This window comes from Mesorhizobium sp. M0207 (assembly GCF_040321995.1).
Classification (GTDB): Bacteria; Pseudomonadota; Alphaproteobacteria; order Rhizobiales; family Rhizobiaceae; genus Mesorhizobium.
In genome coordinates, this window is the sequence record NZ_JAMYSQ010000017.1 from 95,824 (window position 1) to 113,617 (window position 17,794).

Genomic DNA, 17,794 nt, shown 5'->3' on the forward strand with positions numbered 1-17,794 from the left:
CAGTCCAGCATTTCCTGAACAAAAGGGGCGCGGAATTTTCCGCGCCCCTTTTTCGTTGTCGTTTGTGCCTGTCGGTCCGCTGACCGGAATTCTGCTAGGATCGGGCTCTTGGCCACCCGGCCGACAACGGAGGTTACCATGCCCCGCAATGCGCTGCTTTTGCTTTCCCGACTGCTGTTCGCCGCACTGTTCGTGCCGTCCGGCTTCCACGCGCTGACCGACATTGCCGGCACGACCGGCTATTTCGCCGGCCTTGGCCTGCCGCTGCCGACGCTGGCTGCCTGGGGCACCGGGCTGTTCGAACTGATCGCCGGGCTGCTAATCCTCGTCGGCTTCAAGACGCCGATCGTGGCGCTGCTGCTCGCCGCCTTTTGCGTCGCGACAGCGTTCATCGGCCACTATGGCCAGGGCGGCGGCGATCCGACGCTGACCTTTATGCATTCGCAGATGCTGATGAAGGACATCGCGATATCAGGCGGTTTTCTGGCGCTGGCGATGGCTGGCGCGGGTGCATGGTCGGCCGACGGCCGGATGGCTGCAGGGACTGGCTAAGCTGCCGCCCGGCTCGGCTCATTTGCTGTCGAGAAAGACGAACTCCGCAAGCCTGGTTATGTTTATGGGCTGAGAGAGGAAGCCCCCATGCCCCATTCGGCCGACGCTGATGGTCAGGCAAACCTGTCTGCTTTGTACCGCGATCGGCAACCATTCATATCCATATTGATCTGCGCCCTTGGGGGAGTAGCTCCGAAGATTGCTGTCAATCGCGACATACAGGTAGTTGCGCAGTTGGATCAGGCTTGCCCTCTTAACGTATGGCAACAGGTCGATTCGGCCCGCGACAGGCTCAAGAAAGTTGCCGAGGGGCTGATGAACGGACACGGTTCGATCGACAGCGCCAGGACAGAGATTAACGTCCGCATAAAACGTGTTCATCGAAATCGATCTTTGAAATTTGATCATTTCGTCGCTTATTCTAAATACAAAATAGTTTATCTTTTGCCCGCTTTTAGGTTTTAGAAAACCTGTGAGCAAATTGAACAGTGTTTTTCCGTCTGCGGCTTTTGGATAACTCTTGTCAAACTCAAACGCGCCTTTTGCAGCAACGGAAACCTTGGAAACCGTCTGAGCTCTGGCCGCGTCGAAAATCAACAATGGCAGGATGGAAAGCAGCAGCAGGATTTGACTGGATTTCACGATCTTCTCCCAAGCGTGGAGCTCGCAGCGAATTGCCACATGCAATTGGCGTCGTGCCTGAAACTACTTCACTGAAATACTAGGCCCGCCCTCGACCGCCAGCACCAGCCGGCGGTTGGTGACCTTTGCCAGCTGTGCCAACCGGCCGGCCGGCCGCTCGCCGTAGAGGTCGGACAGCGACGCCGGCAGCACCAGCGCCAGCACGCCATTGCCGCGGTTTTCCCATTTCAGCCGCGGCATGACGCCGGGCATTGCCGCCGTCAGGAGATAGACGACGCGCAGCAGCGCCGCCAAGACGCGGGCGCGCTCGAGATAGCGCGGCGTCGCCAGCCCGCGGATTTCCGGCGCGGCTTCATTGAACACGCCCTCGTGGCGAAACAGGCTGACAAGCGCCAGGAAGGCGCGGCCGGGATGGTCGACGCCGATGAACGAGGCGTGGGCGATGATGTTGAGCGATTGCTTGCCGCGATATTCGGGATGGGCACGCCAGCCGATATCGGCGAGCAGGCAGGCGGCGTGGCGGTAGCGCGCCTCGTCCCTGGTTTCGTCGATGCCGAAGGCAGCGAAGGCCTTGCCGGTCCACTCGACAAGCTCATGCGCGTGGTCGACCGAGCGCGAGCGCAGGCGGGCAAGCTCTTCCGCCGCCGAGATCAGCGGATCGGCCTTCTGCTCGGCCTTGTCGAGCAGCGAATAGAGAAAGCCCTCGCGCACGCCCAGCGCCGACACGATGATCTTCGACGGCTGCATCGCCGCCATGATCTCCTGCAGCACGATGGCGCCATAGGGCAGCAGCGAGCGGCGGTTCTTGGAGATGCCCTCGATGCCTTTGATCTTGTCGATCTCGGCCTTGGCAACCTGCCGGAGGAAGTTCGCGGCGCTTTCGATGCCGATCTCGTAATGGTGCATGACGCCGAGCGGGTAGTTGGTCATTTCCATGTGCAGCCGGGCGAGGTTTCGCCAGGTGCCGCCGACCGTGTAGAACGCCCTGCCCTGCCCGCCCTTCAGCAATTTCGCCCGCGCCAGTTGCTCGCGCGTGATCCTTGCCGCCTGGGTCAGCGAGTTCTTCGCCATGTCCTGCAGGCGCAAGCCGCCCAACGGCAGCGTGATGCCGTCACCGATCGTCTCACCGTCAATATCGATCAGCTCGAGGCTGCCGCCGCCAAGGTCGCCGGCAATGCCGTTGGCCGGATGGAAACCGGAAATGACGCCGAGCGCCGAATAATGGGCTTCCTCGCGGCCGCTCAGCACCTGGATCTCGGTCTTGAGCACATCCTCGGCGCGGTGGATGAAGTCGGGGCCGTTGACGGCCTCGCGAGCGGCGGCGGTCGCCAGCACATATATGCGCTCGGCGCCGGCCTGGTCGGAGAGCGCGCGGAAGCGGCGGAACTCTTCCATCGAGCGCGTCACCGCCTCGGGATCGAGCTTTCCGGTCGAAACGATGCCGCGGCCGAGGCCGGCCAGCATCTTTTCGTTGAACAGCAAGGTCGGCGAGCGCGCCAGTCCTTCATAGATGACAAGACGGATCGAGTTCGATCCGATATCGATGATGGACAGCGGTCGGCGGTCCTGAAGCCGGCCCTGGGACGCTGAAATCATCAGCCCGTCGCTGCGTTCTGTTTCTTGCGGCGCTTGAACTGCGCGATGCGCTTGGGCGCATGCGACTTCAACGCATCGCCCCGTCCGGACAGGCTCGGATTGGTCATGAAATATTCCTGCGCGTTGAACGGTTCCTCGCCCTCCTCCAGCACAACGCGCCGGGAGGTTCCGTCAGCCAATACGTCGAAACTTTGCTGGTTGTCCATGATGTTGCCGAGCATGATCTGGCCGAGCACCTGCTCATGCACAGTTGGATTGGTGATCGGCACCATGGTCTCGACGCGGCGGTCGAGATTGCGCGGCATCAGATCGGCCGAGGAGATATAGACGATCGCCCCGTCCGAGGGCAGGCCGTGGCCGTTGCCGAAGCAATAGATGCGGCTGTGCTCGAGGAAACGGCCGACGATCGACTTCACCCTAATGTTCTCCGATAGGCCGGGCACCTGCGGTCTCAGGCAGCAGATGCCGCGCACGACGAGATCGATCTCGACGCCGGCGCGGCTGGCATCGTAGAGCGCATCGATGACGATCGGGTCGACCAAGGCGTTCATCTTCATCCAGATGCGGGCCGGCCTGCCCTCCAGCGCGTGGCTGATCTCATCCGAAATGTGCTGGAGGATGCGGTCGCGCAGCGTAAACGGCGAGATGGCCAGCCGCATCTGCTCGGCCGGCTCGGCATAGCCGGTGATGAAGTTGAACAGCTGGGCGACATCGCGCGCGATCGTCGGATCGGTGGTGAAGAAGGACAGGTCGGTGTAGATGCGTGCCGTGACCGGGTGGTAGTTGCCGGTGCCCAGATGCACGTAATTGCGCAGCCTGCCATCCTCGCGGCGCACCACCAGCGACATCTTCGCATGGGTCTTCAGTTCGAGAAAGCCGAAGACGACCTGAACGCCGGCGCGCTCGAGGTCGCGCGCCCAGCGGATGTTGGCTTCCTCGTCGAAACGCGCCTTGAGCTCGACCAGCGCGGTCACCGACTTGCCGGCCTCGGCGGCGTCGACCAGAGCGCGTACGATCGGGCTGTCGTTGGAGGTGCGGTAGAGCGTCTGCTTGATCGCCACCACTTCCGGGTCGGCCATTGCCTGGCGCAGGAACTGCACCACCACGTCGAAAGATTCGTAAGGATGGTGGACGATGATGTCCTTCTCGCGGATCGCGGCAAAACAATCGCCGCCATGCTCGCGGATGCGCTCGGGAAAGCGGGGATTGTAGGGGGTGAATTTCAGATCGTCGCGGGCGACGGCGACGATCTCCGAGATCTGGCTGAGCGCCAGCGGACCGGTGAGCACGCTGATGCGGCTTGCCGAGACGCCGAGCTCGCCGGCGACGAAATCGCGCAATTCGGCCGGCATCAGCCGGTCGAACTCGATGCGGATGACCGAGCCGCGGCGTCGGCGCTTCAGCGCCGTCTCGAACAGCCGCACCAGATCCTCTGATTCTTCCTCGACCTCGATATCGCTGTCGCGGATGATGCGGAACGTGCCGGAGCCCTTGACCTCATAGCCGGGGAACAGCTTGCCGATATAGAGACTGACCGCCTCTTCGAGTGGAATGAAGCGGACATGATGCTTGCGATCCGGCAAACGGATGAAGCGCCTCAGTGCCACCGGCAGGCGCAGAAGCGCGCTCATTTCCTCGCCGTTCTTGCGATGGCGCAATTGCAGCGCCATCGAGAAACCGAGATTGGGAATGAACGGAAACGGATGCGCCGGGTCGATCGACAGCGGCGTCAGGACCGGAAATACCTGCTCCTGGAAATGGTCCTCGAGCCAGGTCTTCTCGTCCTTGGTCAGGCCATCGCGGGTGATGCTTTCGATGCCTTGTTTGTCGAGCAGCAGCATCAGCGCCGAAAGGCTGTTCTGCTGGTCCTCCTGCAGGCGCTCGACCTCGCGCAGCAATTGTTCGAGCTGCTGCTCGGGAGTGCGCCCATCCGGGCTCTTCAGCACGATGCCTTCGCGCACCTGGCCGGCAAGACCAGCGACGCGGACCATGAAGAACTCGTCGAGGTTGGCGGCCGATATCGACAGGAAGCGAACGCGCTCGAGCAGCGGGTGATTGGCGTTCAGCGATTCCTCGAGCACGCGCCGGTTGAATTGCAGCCAGGAAAACTCGCGATTGACGAAGCGATCGGGATTGCCGCCTTCGGGGCTCGCCGCCTCGACGGTGATGAATTCGTTCTGCACCGGCTTCAGTTCGTTCATGGTTCCCGCTCTTCCCACACCGTTCGACGAGCACAGCCTTAACCGGCTTAACTTATCCTCTGACAGGCTTTTGCGACAGTTTCATTTCATCGATCTTGCAAAGAGACGGGTTATGATCCAGATGCAATCGACGAGATCAGGAGACGACGATGGCAGGCGGTTCCATTCCCCATTTCCAGAACGATGCGGGCTACCCGGCAATCGACATCGGCGTCAAGGAATTCATGTGCACCGGCGCCAATCCGCCTTTCGACCATCCGCATGTATTTCTCGACATGGGCGACGACAATGAAAAGGTCTGCCCCTATTGCTCGACGCTCTATCGCTATTCGCCGAAACTGAAGGCATTGGAAACGCAGCCGCCGGGCTGCCTCTATATCGACCAGGCCGCCTGATTCTTCCGCGACAAGCCTGATGCAGGAAACGCAGTCCCGGCAGGTGGTCATCGCCGGGGCGGGCGTCGCCGGGCTGACCGCGGCACTGGCCTTCGCCGAGCGCGGCTATCGGGTAAAACTGTTCGAACAGGCGCAGCACCTCGAGGCTGCCGGCGCCGGTATCCAGCTTTCGCCCAACGCGACGCGCATCCTACGGCAGCTCGGCGTACTCGATCGGCTGCTGGCGACGGCGGTGCGGCCGGAGGCAGTCGTGCTCAAGGATGCCGCCACGCTGCGCAAGCTGGCGCGCGTACCGCTTGGCCAGGCGGCCGACACGCGCTGGGGAGCGCCCTATCTCGTTGCCCACCGCGCGGATCTGCAGTCAGCGCTGATGCAGCGGATAGCCGAGCGGCCCGAGGTCGAGCTTGTCACCGGTGCCCGCGTCGGCGGCGTCGCAACCGGACCGAATGGCATCACCGCAACAGTCGAGATTGCCGGCACGACCATCGAAACCGAAGCATCGTTGCTGGTCGGAGCCGATGGCGTCTGGTCGTCGGTGCGAGAAAAACTGGCCCGCAAGGCGGCCGAATTCGGCAGAAGCCGATTCTCGGGCGAGCTTGCCTGGCGCGCCACGGTGGCCGCGGACAGCCTTGCCGGACAAGCCTTCAGGGCGATCGGTGCGCCCGATTGCGTTACCGCATTCCTCCATCCAGGCTTCCATATGGTCGCCTATCCGGTCAGCCGTGGCACTGTCTTCAACCTCGCGGCCTTCACCAAGGGCAAGCGCATCGCCGAGGGCTGGTCAGGGCATGCCGACCCCGCCAGCCTCGCCAGCGCCATGCGTGGCGCCGCGCCGGCGCTGGTCCGCCTGGCGAACGAGGCCGCGCCGTGGACGGCACGGCCGATCCACATAGTCGAGCAGCGGCGGTGGACGACCCCGGAAGGCATCGCGCTGACCGGCGATGCGGCGCACGCGATGACGCCGTTTGCCGCACAGGGCGCGGCGATGGCGATCGAAGACGCGGTAACCCTTGCCGGTTTCGTTGCCACCTCGCCCGCCGATCTCAGCAGCGCGCTTGTCGCCTGGGAACAGGCGCGGCGGCCGCGCGTCGCCCAGGTCGCCCGTCGCGGCGCCATCAATCGCGTCGCCTGGCATGCGGCCGGGCCGGTGGCGATGGCCCGCAACCTGTTCCTGGCGATGCGCTCACCCGAAAAGCTCGCCGCCGATCTCGACTGGCTCTACGGCTGGCGGGCGTAGGACGTTCGGCGGTCCTAAGTCATCGGCGCCTTGTCAATTGTAAAGCCGCATCGACAGGCCGAGCGATGCCGGCAGCGGGTTCCACCAGCCGGTGCGCAGCCCGGCGATGCGCAGTGCCGCCGCCGCCCAGGTGTTGCAGCCGACCAGCGCGTTGAAACGGCCATTGCCTTCGAAGAAACGATCGAAACGGGAATACGCCGCATTCTCGATCGGCATGGCCCCGTTCGGTCCCTGCCGGAAGCTTCCCGCAATGTAATCGAGCAGCGCCGTAAACCGCTCCTCGCCGATATCGAAGCCGGCGACGTCGGGATGCGGCTCGGCGATTTCGCCTGAAATGTCGACATGCATCACCGACGCATCGACGGTCAGCGCCTTCATCACCGGCACTGCCTTCAGTTCCGACCAGGTCGGCGTCTCGAGATAGAAGGCGCGGCCGCCCCAGCCGAAGACGATGTAGCGGACCTCCGCCACGTCTGCTGGAATGCCGGCATCGACCAGGAAATGGAAGCGCTGGCGCACATCGTCGTCGACCGGGATGGCGATGTCGGTGTGGATCGGATTTTTCAGCACCAGGATGCGGTGGCTTGAGCCGATCGGATCGGCAACTGCCGCCGGCCAGAGCGGGCGCGGCAGCAGTGTGCCCAATGCCACCGCAAGGACTGCTGCAACGACCAGCAGGCCAAGAAAACGGGCAAGCTTCTTCATGGGAAAGGCATAGAACAAGCAATGCTCAAGGTGAAGCCCCTCCGAAAGTTGCACAGCTGACTTAGAGCTTGACGCGTATCCTCCCCGGGAGGATACGCTGAGGCATGTCAGATCACCTCCACGCCTCGCATCCTTCCATCATAAAGCGCCTGAAGCGCGCGCAAGGCCACCTTGCGGCGGTGCTGGCGATGATCGAGGCGCATCGCCCTTGCGTTGACTTGGCGCAGCAGCTTCATGCCGTCGAAAGGGCCATCAGCAGCGCCAAGCGCGAGCTGATCAACGATCACATCGAGCATTGCCTGACCGACAGCGTCGAAACCGGCGGCAACTCGCTGGCGGAACTCAAGCAGCTGGCGAAATATCTATGAATGCCATCGTAGCCCGCATTCTGGACTGGCTCGGGTTCGGCTCGCACGCCGCACATCATCACGGCGATCACGGTCCGCACGGTCACAGCCATGGCGTCATCGACGCGACAATTGCCACCACCGACCGGGGCATCTGGGCAATCAAATGGTCGTTCGTGATCCTGGCCATCACCGCGGCATTGCAGATGGTCGTGGTTGCGTTGTCGGGGAGCGTGGCATTGCTGGCCGACACGATCCATAACATCGGCGACGCGACCACGGCGATCCCGCTCTGGATTGCGTTCGTTCTGGCGCGGCGCAAGCCGTCGCGGATCTTCACGTATGGCTTGGGCCGGGTCGAGGATCTGGCCGGCATCATCATCGTGCTCATCATCCTGTTCAGCGCTGTAGTCGCTGCCTACCAAGCCATCGACAGGCTGATCAATCCACAAGCGGTGACACACCTGGGCTGGCTGACTGCGGCGGGCATTGTCGGCTTCCTCGGCAACGAGGCGGTTGCCGTGTTCCGTATCCGCGTCGGCCGCGAAATCAACAGCGCGGCACTGATTGCCGACGGCTACCACGCCCGCACAGATGGACTTACCAGCCTTGCCGTGGTCATCGGAGCCATCGGCGTCTGGTTTGGCTTTTCCTTGGCCGATCCGATCGTCGGCCTGCTGATCACGATTGCGATCTTCGGTATCGTCTGGCAATCGGCCCGCTCGGTGCTGACCCGCATGCTGGATGGAATCGAACCCAGTGTGATAGACGAAATCCGACATGCCGCCGAGCATGTTCCGGGCGCGCGCATTGTCGATGCCAAGGCGCGCTGGATCGGTCATAGATTGCACGCCGACATCGCAATTGCCGCAGACGAAACCCTGCCGCTGTCGGCGGCGAACAAGATCGCCGCAGCGCTGAAGGACGAACTATCCCAGCATATGCCGGCCCTGGCTGAGGCGAATGTGCGGTTTTCAACGGTACGTGGAGAGAACGACCATCCTCACGAGCACACGCATGACCACGGCCACATGCACTGACGCTCGCCGATTTTCTGCTAGTCTCGTCCGATGTTCCAGACGCTCGTCGAATTTCAGCGCACGATCTATCTGACGCTCGGCGAACAGATCAAGCTGCTTGCGGCCGGAGGCAATTGGCTGGCGTTCATGGCCTTCCTGCCGATGGGCGTCGTGTTCGGCGCTGCCCATGCGCTGACGCCGGGGCACAGCAAGGCCGTCCTGGCGACTTATCTTGCCGGTTCGGATGCGAAGGTCTCGCGTGGTCTGCTCGTATCTATCACGCTATCGTTCACGCATGTGACGATTGCCGTTCTGATTGCGGCTCTCTCGCTGCCACTGGTCTCAATAGCATTGGGCAGCGTCGGCCGCGCTCCGCTTCTGGAGCATATCAGTCGCGGGCTGCTCGGCCTCATTGGCGTGTGGATGATCTGGCGCGCGTTGAGCCACAGCCATCACCACAGGCACGAGGGCGAGGCTGTCGGCGTCATGGCAGGCCTGATCCCATGTCCGCTTACGCTTTTCGCGATGACTTTCGCGATGTCCAGGGGTGTTCCGGCAGCGGGCGTCCTGTTTGCCATCACCATGATGGTCGGCGTGGCGCTGACGCTGTCCTGCGTCGCCGTGTTGTCGATCGTGTTTCGGGAACGGCTTGTACAGTTTTTCGCGCGCCAGCCACGGCTGTTCGAAACCATCTCCCGGGCCATCGAGGGCGCCGCCGGTCTCGCCCTTGCCGGCGTCGCTGTCTGGCAGATCACCTCAGCTTGAGAGAAAATTTGGCCCCAGCCACTGCATGGCGTCCGGGCCGGTGCAGCGGATGGAACGCGCCAAGGCGACGCCGGTCATGTCACATCGATCACGACCATCAGCCCGCCGCCGCCCTTCTCCTCGACATTGTTGTTCGTGGTGTGATGCGGGATGTGGCAATGGATCAGCCATTTGCCCGGACGCTGCGCCTTCCAGATCACGTCGTAGCGCTGACCCGGCCCGACGTTGATCGTGTCGGCAAGGAAACGACCCGAAGCGGGTACCGTCTCGCCGTCGCGGGCAACGACCTCGAACGGTCCGCCATGGATATGCATCGGATGGATGAAGCCGTTGTTGGTGCCGATGAACCGCACCTTGAGCGTCTCGCCGACCTTCATCGGGATAGTCTCGGTCGAGGGATAGGCCTTGCCGTTGATGGTGAAGAAATTCGGCATGCCGCCATCCATCGGCATCGACGGGTAGGTCAGCCCTTCCCGCACCAGCCATTCCTGAAGCTCGATGACGTAATCATGGTCGGCCGCGACCTCGTCGGCGGGATTGGCGGGATCGATGATCAGCGCACCGTAGAGGCCGAGCGCCTGGGTCCGGTCCGGCTTGGCATGGGGGTGATAGAAATAGGTTCCGTGCTGGGTCGCGGTGAATTCGTATGAATAGGATTGCCCGGGCTCGATCGGCGGCTGCGTGATCTCGGCCGGCCCATCCATCTGGTTCGGCAGGATCAAGCCATGCCAATGCACCGTCGTTTCCTCAGGCAGGCCGTTGGTGACGTTGATCCTGACCCGATCGCCCTGGCGAATATGAATTCGCGGACCGGGAATCTGGCCGTTATAGGCATAGGCGTCGACCGCGACGTCCGGCAGGATCTGCCAGCGGACCACTGAAGGCCTGAGCTCGAACACCTTGATGCCGTTCTCCATCCGAAACGGCAGTTCCTGGTCGCCCCTTGCCGTCAGGCCATAAGAGGCGGCCACGAGGCGTGGATCGGTAGCCGCCATGTCGCGCATTGTATCGGCTGGCGTGTCGCGATCCATGATCATGCCTCGCGGCATGATCACCCCGCCGACGTCGCGTGCCGACAGCGTCAGGTTCAGCCAGTTCGCCGGCGCGACCATGCCGATGGCGAGCGCCAGCAGGGAGACGGCACCCAGGGCAGCGACCTGCGGCGTCGTGGCATCCGTCTCCATGTGATGGCCGCCGCCTTTGCCTTTGTGGGAAACCATATCGTGGTGCTGCCCGCGATGGCCGCTGGCGTCGGCCTGCTGCATTTGTATCTGCGCATGTTGCCTCGTGGCAGGCTGCTCCCGGACATCGATGCCCGCTGCCTGCGCACGCTGCGTCATCAGCCCATGCTTCAGCCCCCGGGCGACCAGCCAGACATTGGCCGGATAGGCAAGCGCAAAACCGGCGATGACGCCGATCGACATCACGCCCCAGAACAGCAGCTCCGTCGGTTCCATCGCGCGCATGTCGCGGCCCATCATCAGGAAGCTCATGACCGGCGCCATGCCGGCCATCATGAAGTTCATGGAGATGAACTCGGGCAGGAAGCTCTTGCGTACGTTTTCCCAATAGGTGCCGCCCATCATCGATTTCATGAACAGCGACTGGAAGATGAACAGGCCGAAGGCAAAGCCGGCGAGATATTCGACGATCAGGTCGATCCACATCGGCAGGCCGAGCGCCGCCGTGACGGCGGCGGCAAGAATGATGCCGGTGGCATCGCCGGCGACGCAGTGGATGGTGGAGCCGACGCCCTGCTTCCAGAGCGGCCGGGTGAAGAGTTCATGATCGCCCGGCCGGGGCTCCTTGTCGGCGAGCACGTAGAGCAGCAAGCCGAGCGGACCCATATAGAGGGTGACCAGGATGAAGCCCCATTTCATCACCACCGGCTCGGGATTGTTGCGATATTGGTCGAAGCCGACGTAAAGCGTCGAAGCCAGCGCCAGCGCGAACCAGACGACGAGGAAATAATCGATCGGTTGGATGAGCATCAGGATGAACCCGTGACCTGCCGCCGCACGCGCCCACGCGGCTCGTTATACAACTCCCAATGGCAATGAACGCAGCCGGCGCGCTTATGATCCGTGCCGGCGCTAGTTACCAGGTTGCAACGTGACCACTCGAACGGCCTGAAGCACGCTTGCTATCTTCTCGCGTAGCGCACGGTCAGCGCTCGCCGAATACGCGCGAAGCCAGCAAGACAGAGAGGCGTGATCCGCCGGTCTTGTCCCGAACCGGAGTAAGGATCAGTGCAGGATCTGCGACAGGAACAGCTTCGTGCGCTCATGGCGCGGGTGGTCGAAGAACTCGGCCGGCGTGTTCTGCTCGACGATCTGACCCTGATCCATGAAGATCACCCGATTGGCGACTTTGCGCGCAAAGCCCATTTCGTGGGTGACGCAGAGCATGGTCATGCCTTCCTCGGCCAGCCCGACCATCGTCTCCAGCACTTCCTTGATCATTTCCGGATCGAGAGCCGAGGTCGGCTCATCGAACAGCATGATGCGCGGGTTCATGCACAGCGAGCGGGCGATCGCCACGCGCTGTTGCTGCCCGCCGGAAAGCTGGCCGGGATATTTGTTGGCCTGTTCCGGGATCTTGACGCGCTTGAGGAAATGCATGGCGATTTCCTCGGCCTGTTTCCGCGGCATCTTGCGCACCCAGATCGGCGCCAGCGTGCAATTTTCCAGAATGGTCAGATGCGGGAACAGGTTGAAGTGCTGGAACACCATGCCGACCTCGCGACGCACCTCGTCGATCTTCTTCAGATCGTTGGTCAGTTCCTTGCCGTCGACTATGATCTTGCCCTTCTGGTGTTCCTCCAGCCGGTTGATGCAGCGGATCATCGTCGATTTGCCGGAGCCCGACGGGCCGCAGATGACGATCCGCTCGCCGCGCATCACCTTTAGATTGATGTCCTTCAGCACATGGAATTCGCCGTACCATTTGTGCATGGCGATGATGTCGATGGCGACATCGGTGGTGGAAATGTGCATCTTGGCGGCATTGACCTTGATCTCTTCCGCGCTGACGGCGTTTTCTATGGCCATGACAAGGTCCCCTTTTTAGCGTTTGTGGCCGGTGTCGAGACGGCGTTCCGTGTACATTGAATAGCGCGACATGCCGAAGCAGAACAGCCAGAAGATGAACGCCGCGAACACCAGGCCGGATCTGGCCGTCTGTGGCGTCGCCCAATTGGCGTCGGAGAAGTTCTGCTTGACGATGCCGAGGAGGTCGAACATGGAGATGACGATGACCAGGCTGGTGTCCTTGAACATGCCGATGAAGGTGTTGACGATGCCGGGAATGACCAGCTTCAGCGCCTGCGGCATGACGACCAGGCCCATCTTCTGCCAGTAGCTGAGGCCGAGCGAATCGGCGCCCTCATACTGGCCTTTGGGGATCGCCTGCAGGCCGCCACGCACCACTTCGGCCATGTAGGCGGCGGCAAACAGCGACACGCCGATCAGCGCGCGCAGGAACTTGTCGAAGCTGACGCCGGCCGGCAGGAACAGCGGCAGCATCACGCTGGCAAAGAACAGCACCGTAATCAGCGGGATGCCGCGTACCGTCTCGATGAAGATCACGCACAGCAGCTTGACTATCGGCATGTTCGAGCGCCGGCCAAGCGCCAGCACGATGCCGATCGGCAGCGACACGGCAATGCCGACGAACGACAGGCTGAGCGTCACCAGCAGTCCACCCCAACGCGAAGTCTCGACATGCGGCAGGCCGAACATGCCGCCGACCAGCAGAACGAAGGCGACGACCGGCAGTACAAAAAAGAGAAGAATGGCATTCAGCCCCTTGCGCGGTATGCGCGGAATGAGCAACGGCACCAGCAGTGCCACGAACAGGATGGCCACCACGATCGGCCGCCAACGCTCCTCGATAGGATAGGTGCCGAACATGAACTGGCCGAACTTGGCGTTGACGAATGCCCAGCAAGCACCGGTCCAGCCATCCGGCTGGATGCCGCCTTGCGCCACGGTGGCGCAGACCGAGCGGTCCGGTCCAGTCCACTGGGCGTTGATGAAGGCCCAATTGATGATTTGGGGCAGGATCACAGCGACCAGCGCAATGCCAACGATGGTGAGAATGGTGTCGCCCGTGGTGGCAATCAGGTTCTTGCGGATCCAGGCGGTGAGGCCACGCTCGCTCGACGGCGCCGGTTGGGCCAGCGCCATCTCAGTCCGCACCCAGGACATGTCGTGTTCCTGCATGGCCCTACCTCTCCACCAGCGCCATCCTGGCATTGACGACGTTCATGATCGCCGACGTGATCAGGCTGAGCGCGAGATAGACAGCCATCATGATCACCACGCCTTCAACCGCCTGCCCGGTCTGGTTCAAGACAGTGCCGGCAGTCGCCGTCAGGTCCGGATAGCCGATGGCGATGGCGAGTGAAGAGTTCTTGGTCAAGTTCAGATACTGGCTGGTCAGCGGCGGAATAACGATGCGCATCGCCTGCGGCACGACGACAAGCCTGAGGATCGATCCCGAGCGCAGCCCGAGTGCCGCGGCCGCCTCGGTCTGGCCCGTGCTGACGCCCCTGATGCCGGCGCGCACGATCTCGGCGATGAAGGCGGCCGTATAGCAGGACAACGCCAGATAGAGTGACAGGAACTCCGGTCTGACCTGAAAGCCACCGACCAGGTTGAAAGTCGATTGTTTCGGGAATTCGAAGGTCAGAGGAAAGCCGCTCAGCGCGTAGGCCAGCAGCGGCAGGCCGACGATCAACGCTATGGATGTCCACAGCACCGGGAACGGCTGACCCGTCGCCATCTGCCGCTGCCGCGCCTTGCGGGCGACGAACCAGGCCATGGCAAGGGCGAGGAGCAGGGCGACCAGGATCAGCCAGGAGCCCTCGCCCCAGACAGCGCGCGGAAAATAGAAGCCGCGCTGGTTGAGAAAGGAGCCGAACGGCAAATTAATGCTCTCGCGCGGCGGCGGCAGCACGGCGAGCACGCCGGAATACCAGAAGAAGATGACCAGCAGCGGCGGGATGTTGCGGAAGACCTCGACATAGACCGTGCAGATCTTCCTGATCAGCCAGTTGCGCGAAAGCCGGCCGATGCCGACGATGAAACCGATAATGGTCGCGGTGATGATGCCGACGACGGCAACGATCACGGTGTTGATGAAGCCAACCAGGATGGCTCGGAAATAGGTCGAATCCGACGAATATGCGATCGCGCTTTCGCTGATGTCGAAGCCGGCGCGGCCCCTGAGGAAGCCAAAGCCGGAAGCGATGTGCAAGCGCGTCAGATTGACGATGACGTTGTGGGTAACCCACCAGACCCCCGCTACCAGCAGGACGAGGACCAGCGCTTGAAAGAATATTCCGCGGACACGAGGATCATTGATGAAGGAACCGCGGCTTGGCTCCTCGCGAAGAACTTCCTGCGATGCCATTCGACAGTCCCCTGGAAAGAGAGACCGGAAGGCAGACGATCTGCCTTCCGGATCCATTTTCGATCAGCGGATCGGCGGAGCGTACTGCAGGCCACCCTTGGTCCACAGCGCGTTGATGCCGCGCGCGATCTTCAGCGGGCTGCCCGAGCCGACATTACGCTCGAACATCTCGCCGTAATTGCCGACGGCCTTGACGATGTTGACGACCCAGTCGTTAGAGACGCCGAGATCGGTGCCGATCTTGGTGTCGGCTTCCTGGCCGAGCACGCGCTTGATCTCTGGACTGTCCGAGTTCTTCATCTCGTCGACATTGGCCTTGGTGATGCCGAGTTCCTCGGCGTCGAGCAACGCGAAATAGGTCCACTTGACGATGTGGTACCATTGGTCGTCGCCCTGGCGTACGGCCGGCCCAAGCGGTTCCTTGGAGATGATCTCGGGCAACACGACGTGGTCGGCCGGCGCACCGAGCGTCAGGCGGATGCCATAGAGGCCCGACTGGTCGGTGGTGTATACGTCGCAGCGGCCGGCGTCATAGGCGGCGTTAACCTCTTCCAGCTTTTCGAAGACGACAGGATTGTACTCCATCTTGTTCGACTTGAAATAGTCGGCAAGGTTGAGCTCGGTCGTGGTGCCGCTCTGCACGCAGACCGCCGCGCCCGAAAGCTGCAGCGCCGAGTTCACGCCCGGTAGCTTCTTGGCGTTGATCATGAAGCCCTGGCCGTCGTAATAAGTCGTGCCGATGAAGTTCAGGCCGAGTGCGGTGTCGCGATTGATGGTCCAGGTGGTATTGCGCGACAGGATGTCGATCTCGCCCGACTGCAGAGCGGTAAACCGCTCCTTGGCGCTGAGCGGCGTAAACTTCACCTTGGTGCCATCGCCGAACACGGCGGCTGCCACAGCGCGACAGAAGTCCGCGTCGATGCCTTGCCACTCACCCTTGTCGTCCGGCGCCGAGAAGCCGGCCAGACCGGTCGAGACGCCGCATTGGATGAAGCCCTTCGCTTTGACATCGTCGAGCGTGGCCGCCGAAGCCGCCGAAGCCGCGAATCCAAACGCGGCGGCGCCCAAAACGCCGATTGCAATGTGTTTCATGACCCACAGACCCTTTTCTGTTTTTTCCAGGCGAACCTGACTTTTTCCCGTGTGAACGCAGCTATGTATCCCGGCCCATTACCGGAATCCCGCATCGTAACCGACGCGCTGCCTCCCATTCACGAACAACATCGAAGGCGATTATTCCTGTGAGGTCAAGGGAAATGACCAAATCCGAAAGACTTTGAAAACCAACTGCCTGAAATGCCTGAAATTGCAGACAAACGCGCTCGCAAATCGGCCAGCGCGCCAATAAAGCCGGCAAAGTCCGACCGTGAGTTGCCAAGCGCACTTGGCAGCCTTCCCGCAGGTCCACGGCTCGTTGCTGAATTGGCATATTCAAGACCTTGGCCTGGCGAGTGCGGTGCGGTTGCACGGCCAATGCCGCCGCACTATGGCTAACGACCAACCCATGGGACGAAAAGCAATGGCAAAAGACGACAGCGAGATGGGCGTCAACACACGGCTCGCCCATTCCGGCAACAACCCGCATGACTATTTCGGCTTCGTCAATCCGCCGGTGGTGCATGCCTCGACCGTGCTCTATCCCAATGCGGCGACAATGGCGGCGCGCAGCCAGAAATACACCTACGGCACGCGCGGCACCCCGACCACCGATGCGCTGACCAGCGCCATCGATGCGCTGGAAGGCTCCGCCGGCACGGTCGCGGTGCCGTCCGGCCTGGCGGCCGTGGTGCTGCCGCTGCTCGCCTTCCTGTCGGCCGGCGATCATCTGCTGATCGTCGATTCCGTCTATCATCCGACCCGCAATTTCGCCGACACGATGCTGAAGCGGCTGGGCATCGAGGTCGAGTATTACGAACCGCGCATCGGCGCCGGCATCGCGGCGCTGATCAAGCCCAACACCAAGGTGGTGTTCACCGAATCGCCGGCCTCCAACACCTTCGAGGTGCAGGACATACCGGCCATCGCCAAGGCAGCGCATGCCGCCGGCGCCATCGTCATGATGGACAACACCTGGGCGACGCCGCTCTACTTTCGCCCGCTCGACCATGGCGTCGACATCTCGATCCACGCGGCGACGAAATACCCGGCCGGCCATTCCGACGTGCTGCTCGGCACCGTGTCGGCCAATGCGGACTGCTGGAAGCAGCTTTTCGAGACGTTCAACACGATGGGCTGCTGCGCCGGGCCTGACGACGTCTACCAGGTGCTGCGCGGCCTGCGCACGATGGGTGTGCGGCTGGAGCATCATCAAAAGAGCGCGCTTGCCCTCGCCGGCTGGCTCGAGGGTCAGCCGGGCGTAGCGCAGGTGCTGCATCCGGGGCTGCCCAGTCATCCCGACCACGCCATGTGGAAGCGCGATTTTTGCGGATCGAGCGGCATCTTCTCGATCGTTCTCGCGGGCGGCGGACAGAAGCAGCAGCACGCCTTCCTCGACGCGTTGAAGTTTTTCGGCCTCGGCTATTCCTGGGGCGGCTATGAGAGCCTTGCCGTGCCGGTATTCCTTGGCGACCGCACCATCGCCAAGGGCCCGTATGACGGGCCGCTGGTGCGCCTGCAGATCGGGCTCGAGGATGTAGGGGATTTGAAGGCCGACCTGGCGCGCGGGCTGGCGGCGGCCGCTGAGGCCTGAGCCAGCACCTTTTCACACTGAGTCAGAAAATCGGCGTAACAGCCTGGAAAAATTGCGATCCTGAGCGATGTCATGGCGACCGATCGGCCGGCGTCTACAAAATAGAGGCGGCGGTGTGGTGAAGGCGGTAGAATAGCCTCTGCCAGTCCTTGACACGGATTGAGGCTGGCCGGCGGGATCGGTCGGGAACCTTTTGTCGGCCGATGCATCCAATGTCGCGATGAGAAGCCT

At 62.3% G+C, this 17,794-nt stretch carries 16 protein-coding genes; 7 read left to right on the forward strand and 9 right to left on the reverse strand.

The window, feature by feature from the left end; all coding sequences use genetic code 11:
- Positions 1 to 138: 138 nt before the first annotated feature.
- Complete coding sequence (locus tag NKJ15_RS21790) at positions 139 to 552, forward strand: DoxX family protein (RefSeq protein ID WP_352588583.1); 414 nt, start codon at positions 139 to 141, stop codon at positions 550 to 552.
- Positions 553 to 570: 18 nt separating this feature from the next.
- Here the strand turns inward: NKJ15_RS21790 and NKJ15_RS21795 are convergent, their stop codons facing one another.
- The 3 genes from NKJ15_RS21795 to NKJ15_RS21805 form a co-directional block, all read right to left on the reverse strand.
- Positions 571 to 1,194, reverse strand: a complete 624-nt coding sequence (locus NKJ15_RS21795; protein WP_352588586.1) for a hypothetical protein — start codon at positions 1,192 to 1,194, stop codon at positions 571 to 573.
- Between the two features lie 63 nt (positions 1,195 to 1,257).
- Positions 1,258 to 2,790, reverse strand: a complete 1,533-nt coding sequence (gene ppx, locus NKJ15_RS21800; RefSeq protein WP_352817514.1) for an exopolyphosphatase — start codon at positions 2,788 to 2,790, stop codon at positions 1,258 to 1,260.
- Positions 2,790 to 4,991, reverse strand: coding sequence for an RNA degradosome polyphosphate kinase (locus NKJ15_RS21805; RefSeq protein WP_352541624.1), 2,202 nt, complete (start codon positions 4,989 to 4,991; stop codon positions 2,790 to 2,792). Before NKJ15_RS21805 ends, ppx begins: the two co-directional genes overlap by 1 nt.
- A 149-nt stretch (positions 4,992 to 5,140) precedes the next feature.
- Here NKJ15_RS21805 and NKJ15_RS21810 point away from each other — a divergent pair, with 149 nt between their 5' ends.
- Both NKJ15_RS21810 and NKJ15_RS21815 read left to right on the forward strand, forming a co-directional pair.
- Positions 5,141 to 5,386 (forward strand): zinc-finger domain-containing protein, encoded by a 246-nt coding sequence (locus tag NKJ15_RS21810; RefSeq protein WP_254820632.1) that lies wholly within the window; start codon positions 5,141 to 5,143, stop codon positions 5,384 to 5,386.
- A 19-nt stretch (positions 5,387 to 5,405) separates the two neighbouring features.
- Positions 5,406 to 6,623 carry an FAD-dependent monooxygenase gene (locus NKJ15_RS21815; protein ID WP_352817517.1) on the forward strand — a complete coding sequence of 406 codons (1,218 nt, stop codon included), beginning with the start codon at positions 5,406 to 5,408 and terminating at the stop codon, positions 6,621 to 6,623.
- 33 nt (positions 6,624 to 6,656) lie between these two features.
- On the opposite strand, the gene NKJ15_RS21820 is transcribed toward NKJ15_RS21815, so the two are convergent.
- The gene (locus tag NKJ15_RS21820; protein WP_352817520.1) at positions 6,657 to 7,328 is read right to left on the reverse strand and encodes a TIGR02117 family protein; all 672 of its coding nucleotides are present in this window, start codon (positions 7,326 to 7,328) and stop codon (positions 6,657 to 6,659) included.
- 104 nt (positions 7,329 to 7,432) lie between these two features.
- On the opposite strand from NKJ15_RS21820, the gene NKJ15_RS21825 reads away from it, so the two are divergent.
- From NKJ15_RS21825 to NKJ15_RS21835, 3 genes are read left to right on the forward strand one after another with little or no spacing between them, the layout of a single operon-like run.
- Positions 7,433 to 7,696 (forward strand): metal-sensing transcriptional repressor, encoded by a 264-nt coding sequence (locus NKJ15_RS21825; RefSeq protein WP_023719742.1) that lies wholly within the window; start codon positions 7,433 to 7,435, stop codon positions 7,694 to 7,696.
- A complete protein-coding gene (locus tag NKJ15_RS21830) occupies positions 7,693 to 8,715 on the forward strand; it encodes a cation diffusion facilitator family transporter (protein ID WP_502906936.1) in 1,023 nt (340 codons plus the stop codon). The genes NKJ15_RS21825 and NKJ15_RS21830 overlap by 4 nt, the downstream gene beginning before the upstream one ends.
- A gap of 30 nt (positions 8,716 to 8,745) precedes the next feature.
- A complete protein-coding gene (locus NKJ15_RS21835) occupies positions 8,746 to 9,459 on the forward strand; it encodes a HoxN/HupN/NixA family nickel/cobalt transporter (protein ID WP_352817522.1) in 714 nt (237 codons plus the stop codon).
- Between the two features lie 74 nt (positions 9,460 to 9,533).
- On the opposite strand, the gene NKJ15_RS21840 is transcribed toward NKJ15_RS21835, so the two are convergent.
- The 5 genes from NKJ15_RS21840 to NKJ15_RS21860 all read right to left on the reverse strand — a co-directional run bounded on the left by NKJ15_RS21840 (position 9,534) and on the right by NKJ15_RS21860 (position 15,966).
- Positions 9,534 to 11,450 carry a multicopper oxidase domain-containing protein gene (locus NKJ15_RS21840; RefSeq protein ID WP_352501894.1) on the reverse strand — a complete coding sequence of 639 codons (1,917 nt, stop codon included), beginning with the start codon at positions 11,448 to 11,450 and terminating at the stop codon, positions 9,534 to 9,536.
- 255 nt (positions 11,451 to 11,705) lie between these two features.
- Positions 11,706 to 12,455 (reverse strand): amino acid ABC transporter ATP-binding protein, encoded by a 750-nt coding sequence (locus NKJ15_RS21845; protein ID WP_031212005.1) that lies wholly within the window; start codon positions 12,453 to 12,455, stop codon positions 11,706 to 11,708.
- 69 nt (positions 12,456 to 12,524) lie between these two features.
- Positions 12,525 to 13,682, reverse strand: coding sequence for an amino acid ABC transporter permease (locus NKJ15_RS21850; RefSeq protein ID WP_352771783.1), 1,158 nt, complete (start codon positions 13,680 to 13,682; stop codon positions 12,525 to 12,527).
- 4 nt (positions 13,683 to 13,686) lie between these two features.
- Complete coding sequence (locus tag NKJ15_RS21855) at positions 13,687 to 14,874, reverse strand: amino acid ABC transporter permease (RefSeq protein ID WP_352472636.1); 1,188 nt, start codon at positions 14,872 to 14,874, stop codon at positions 13,687 to 13,689.
- Positions 14,875 to 14,937: 63 nt separating this feature from the next.
- A complete protein-coding gene (locus NKJ15_RS21860; protein WP_254820740.1) occupies positions 14,938 to 15,966 on the reverse strand; it encodes an amino acid ABC transporter substrate-binding protein in 1,029 nt (342 codons plus the stop codon).
- A 427-nt stretch (positions 15,967 to 16,393) separates the two neighbouring features.
- Here NKJ15_RS21860 and NKJ15_RS21865 point away from each other — a divergent pair, with 427 nt between their 5' ends.
- Positions 16,394 to 17,563, forward strand: a complete 1,170-nt coding sequence (locus NKJ15_RS21865) for a cystathionine beta-lyase (RefSeq protein WP_352817527.1) — start codon at positions 16,394 to 16,396, stop codon at positions 17,561 to 17,563.
- Positions 17,564 to 17,794 lie beyond the last annotated feature (231 nt).

Excerpts from the sequence above, each read along its gene's own strand:
- NKJ15_RS21790 (WP_352588583.1), top strand. The coding sequence starts at position 139 with ATGCCCCGCAATGCGCTGCTTTTGCTTTCCCGACTGCTGTTCGCCGCA.
- ppx (WP_352817514.1), bottom strand. The coding sequence starts at position 2,790 with ATGATTTCAGCGTCCCAGGGCCGGCTTCAGGACCGCCGACCGCTGTCC.
- NKJ15_RS21805 (WP_352541624.1), bottom strand. The coding sequence starts at position 4,991 with ATGAACGAACTGAAGCCGGTGCAGAACGAATTCATCACCGTCGAGGCG.
- NKJ15_RS21810 (WP_254820632.1), top strand. The coding sequence starts at position 5,141 with ATGGCAGGCGGTTCCATTCCCCATTTCCAGAACGATGCGGGCTACCCG.
- NKJ15_RS21815 (WP_352817517.1), top strand. The coding sequence starts at position 5,406 with ATGCAGGAAACGCAGTCCCGGCAGGTGGTCATCGCCGGGGCGGGCGTC.
- NKJ15_RS21820 (WP_352817520.1), bottom strand. The coding sequence starts at position 7,328 with ATGAAGAAGCTTGCCCGTTTTCTTGGCCTGCTGGTCGTTGCAGCAGTC.
- NKJ15_RS21825 (WP_023719742.1), top strand. The coding sequence starts at position 7,433 with ATGTCAGATCACCTCCACGCCTCGCATCCTTCCATCATAAAGCGCCTG.
- NKJ15_RS21830 (WP_502906936.1), top strand. The coding sequence starts at position 7,693 with ATGAATGCCATCGTAGCCCGCATTCTGGACTGGCTCGGGTTCGGCTCG.
- NKJ15_RS21835 (WP_352817522.1), top strand. The coding sequence starts at position 8,746 with ATGTTCCAGACGCTCGTCGAATTTCAGCGCACGATCTATCTGACGCTC.
- NKJ15_RS21840 (WP_352501894.1), bottom strand. The coding sequence starts at position 11,450 with ATGCTCATCCAACCGATCGATTATTTCCTCGTCGTCTGGTTCGCGCTG.
- NKJ15_RS21845 (WP_031212005.1), bottom strand. The coding sequence starts at position 12,455 with ATGCACATTTCCACCACCGATGTCGCCATCGACATCATCGCCATGCAC.
- NKJ15_RS21850 (WP_352771783.1), bottom strand. The coding sequence starts at position 13,682 with ATGCAGGAACACGACATGTCCTGGGTGCGGACTGAGATGGCGCTGGCC.
- NKJ15_RS21855 (WP_352472636.1), bottom strand. The coding sequence starts at position 14,874 with ATGGCATCGCAGGAAGTTCTTCGCGAGGAGCCAAGCCGCGGTTCCTTC.
- NKJ15_RS21860 (WP_254820740.1), bottom strand. The coding sequence starts at position 15,966 with ATGAAACACATTGCAATCGGCGTTTTGGGCGCCGCCGCGTTTGGATTC.
- NKJ15_RS21865 (WP_352817527.1), top strand. The coding sequence starts at position 16,394 with ATGGCAAAAGACGACAGCGAGATGGGCGTCAACACACGGCTCGCCCAT.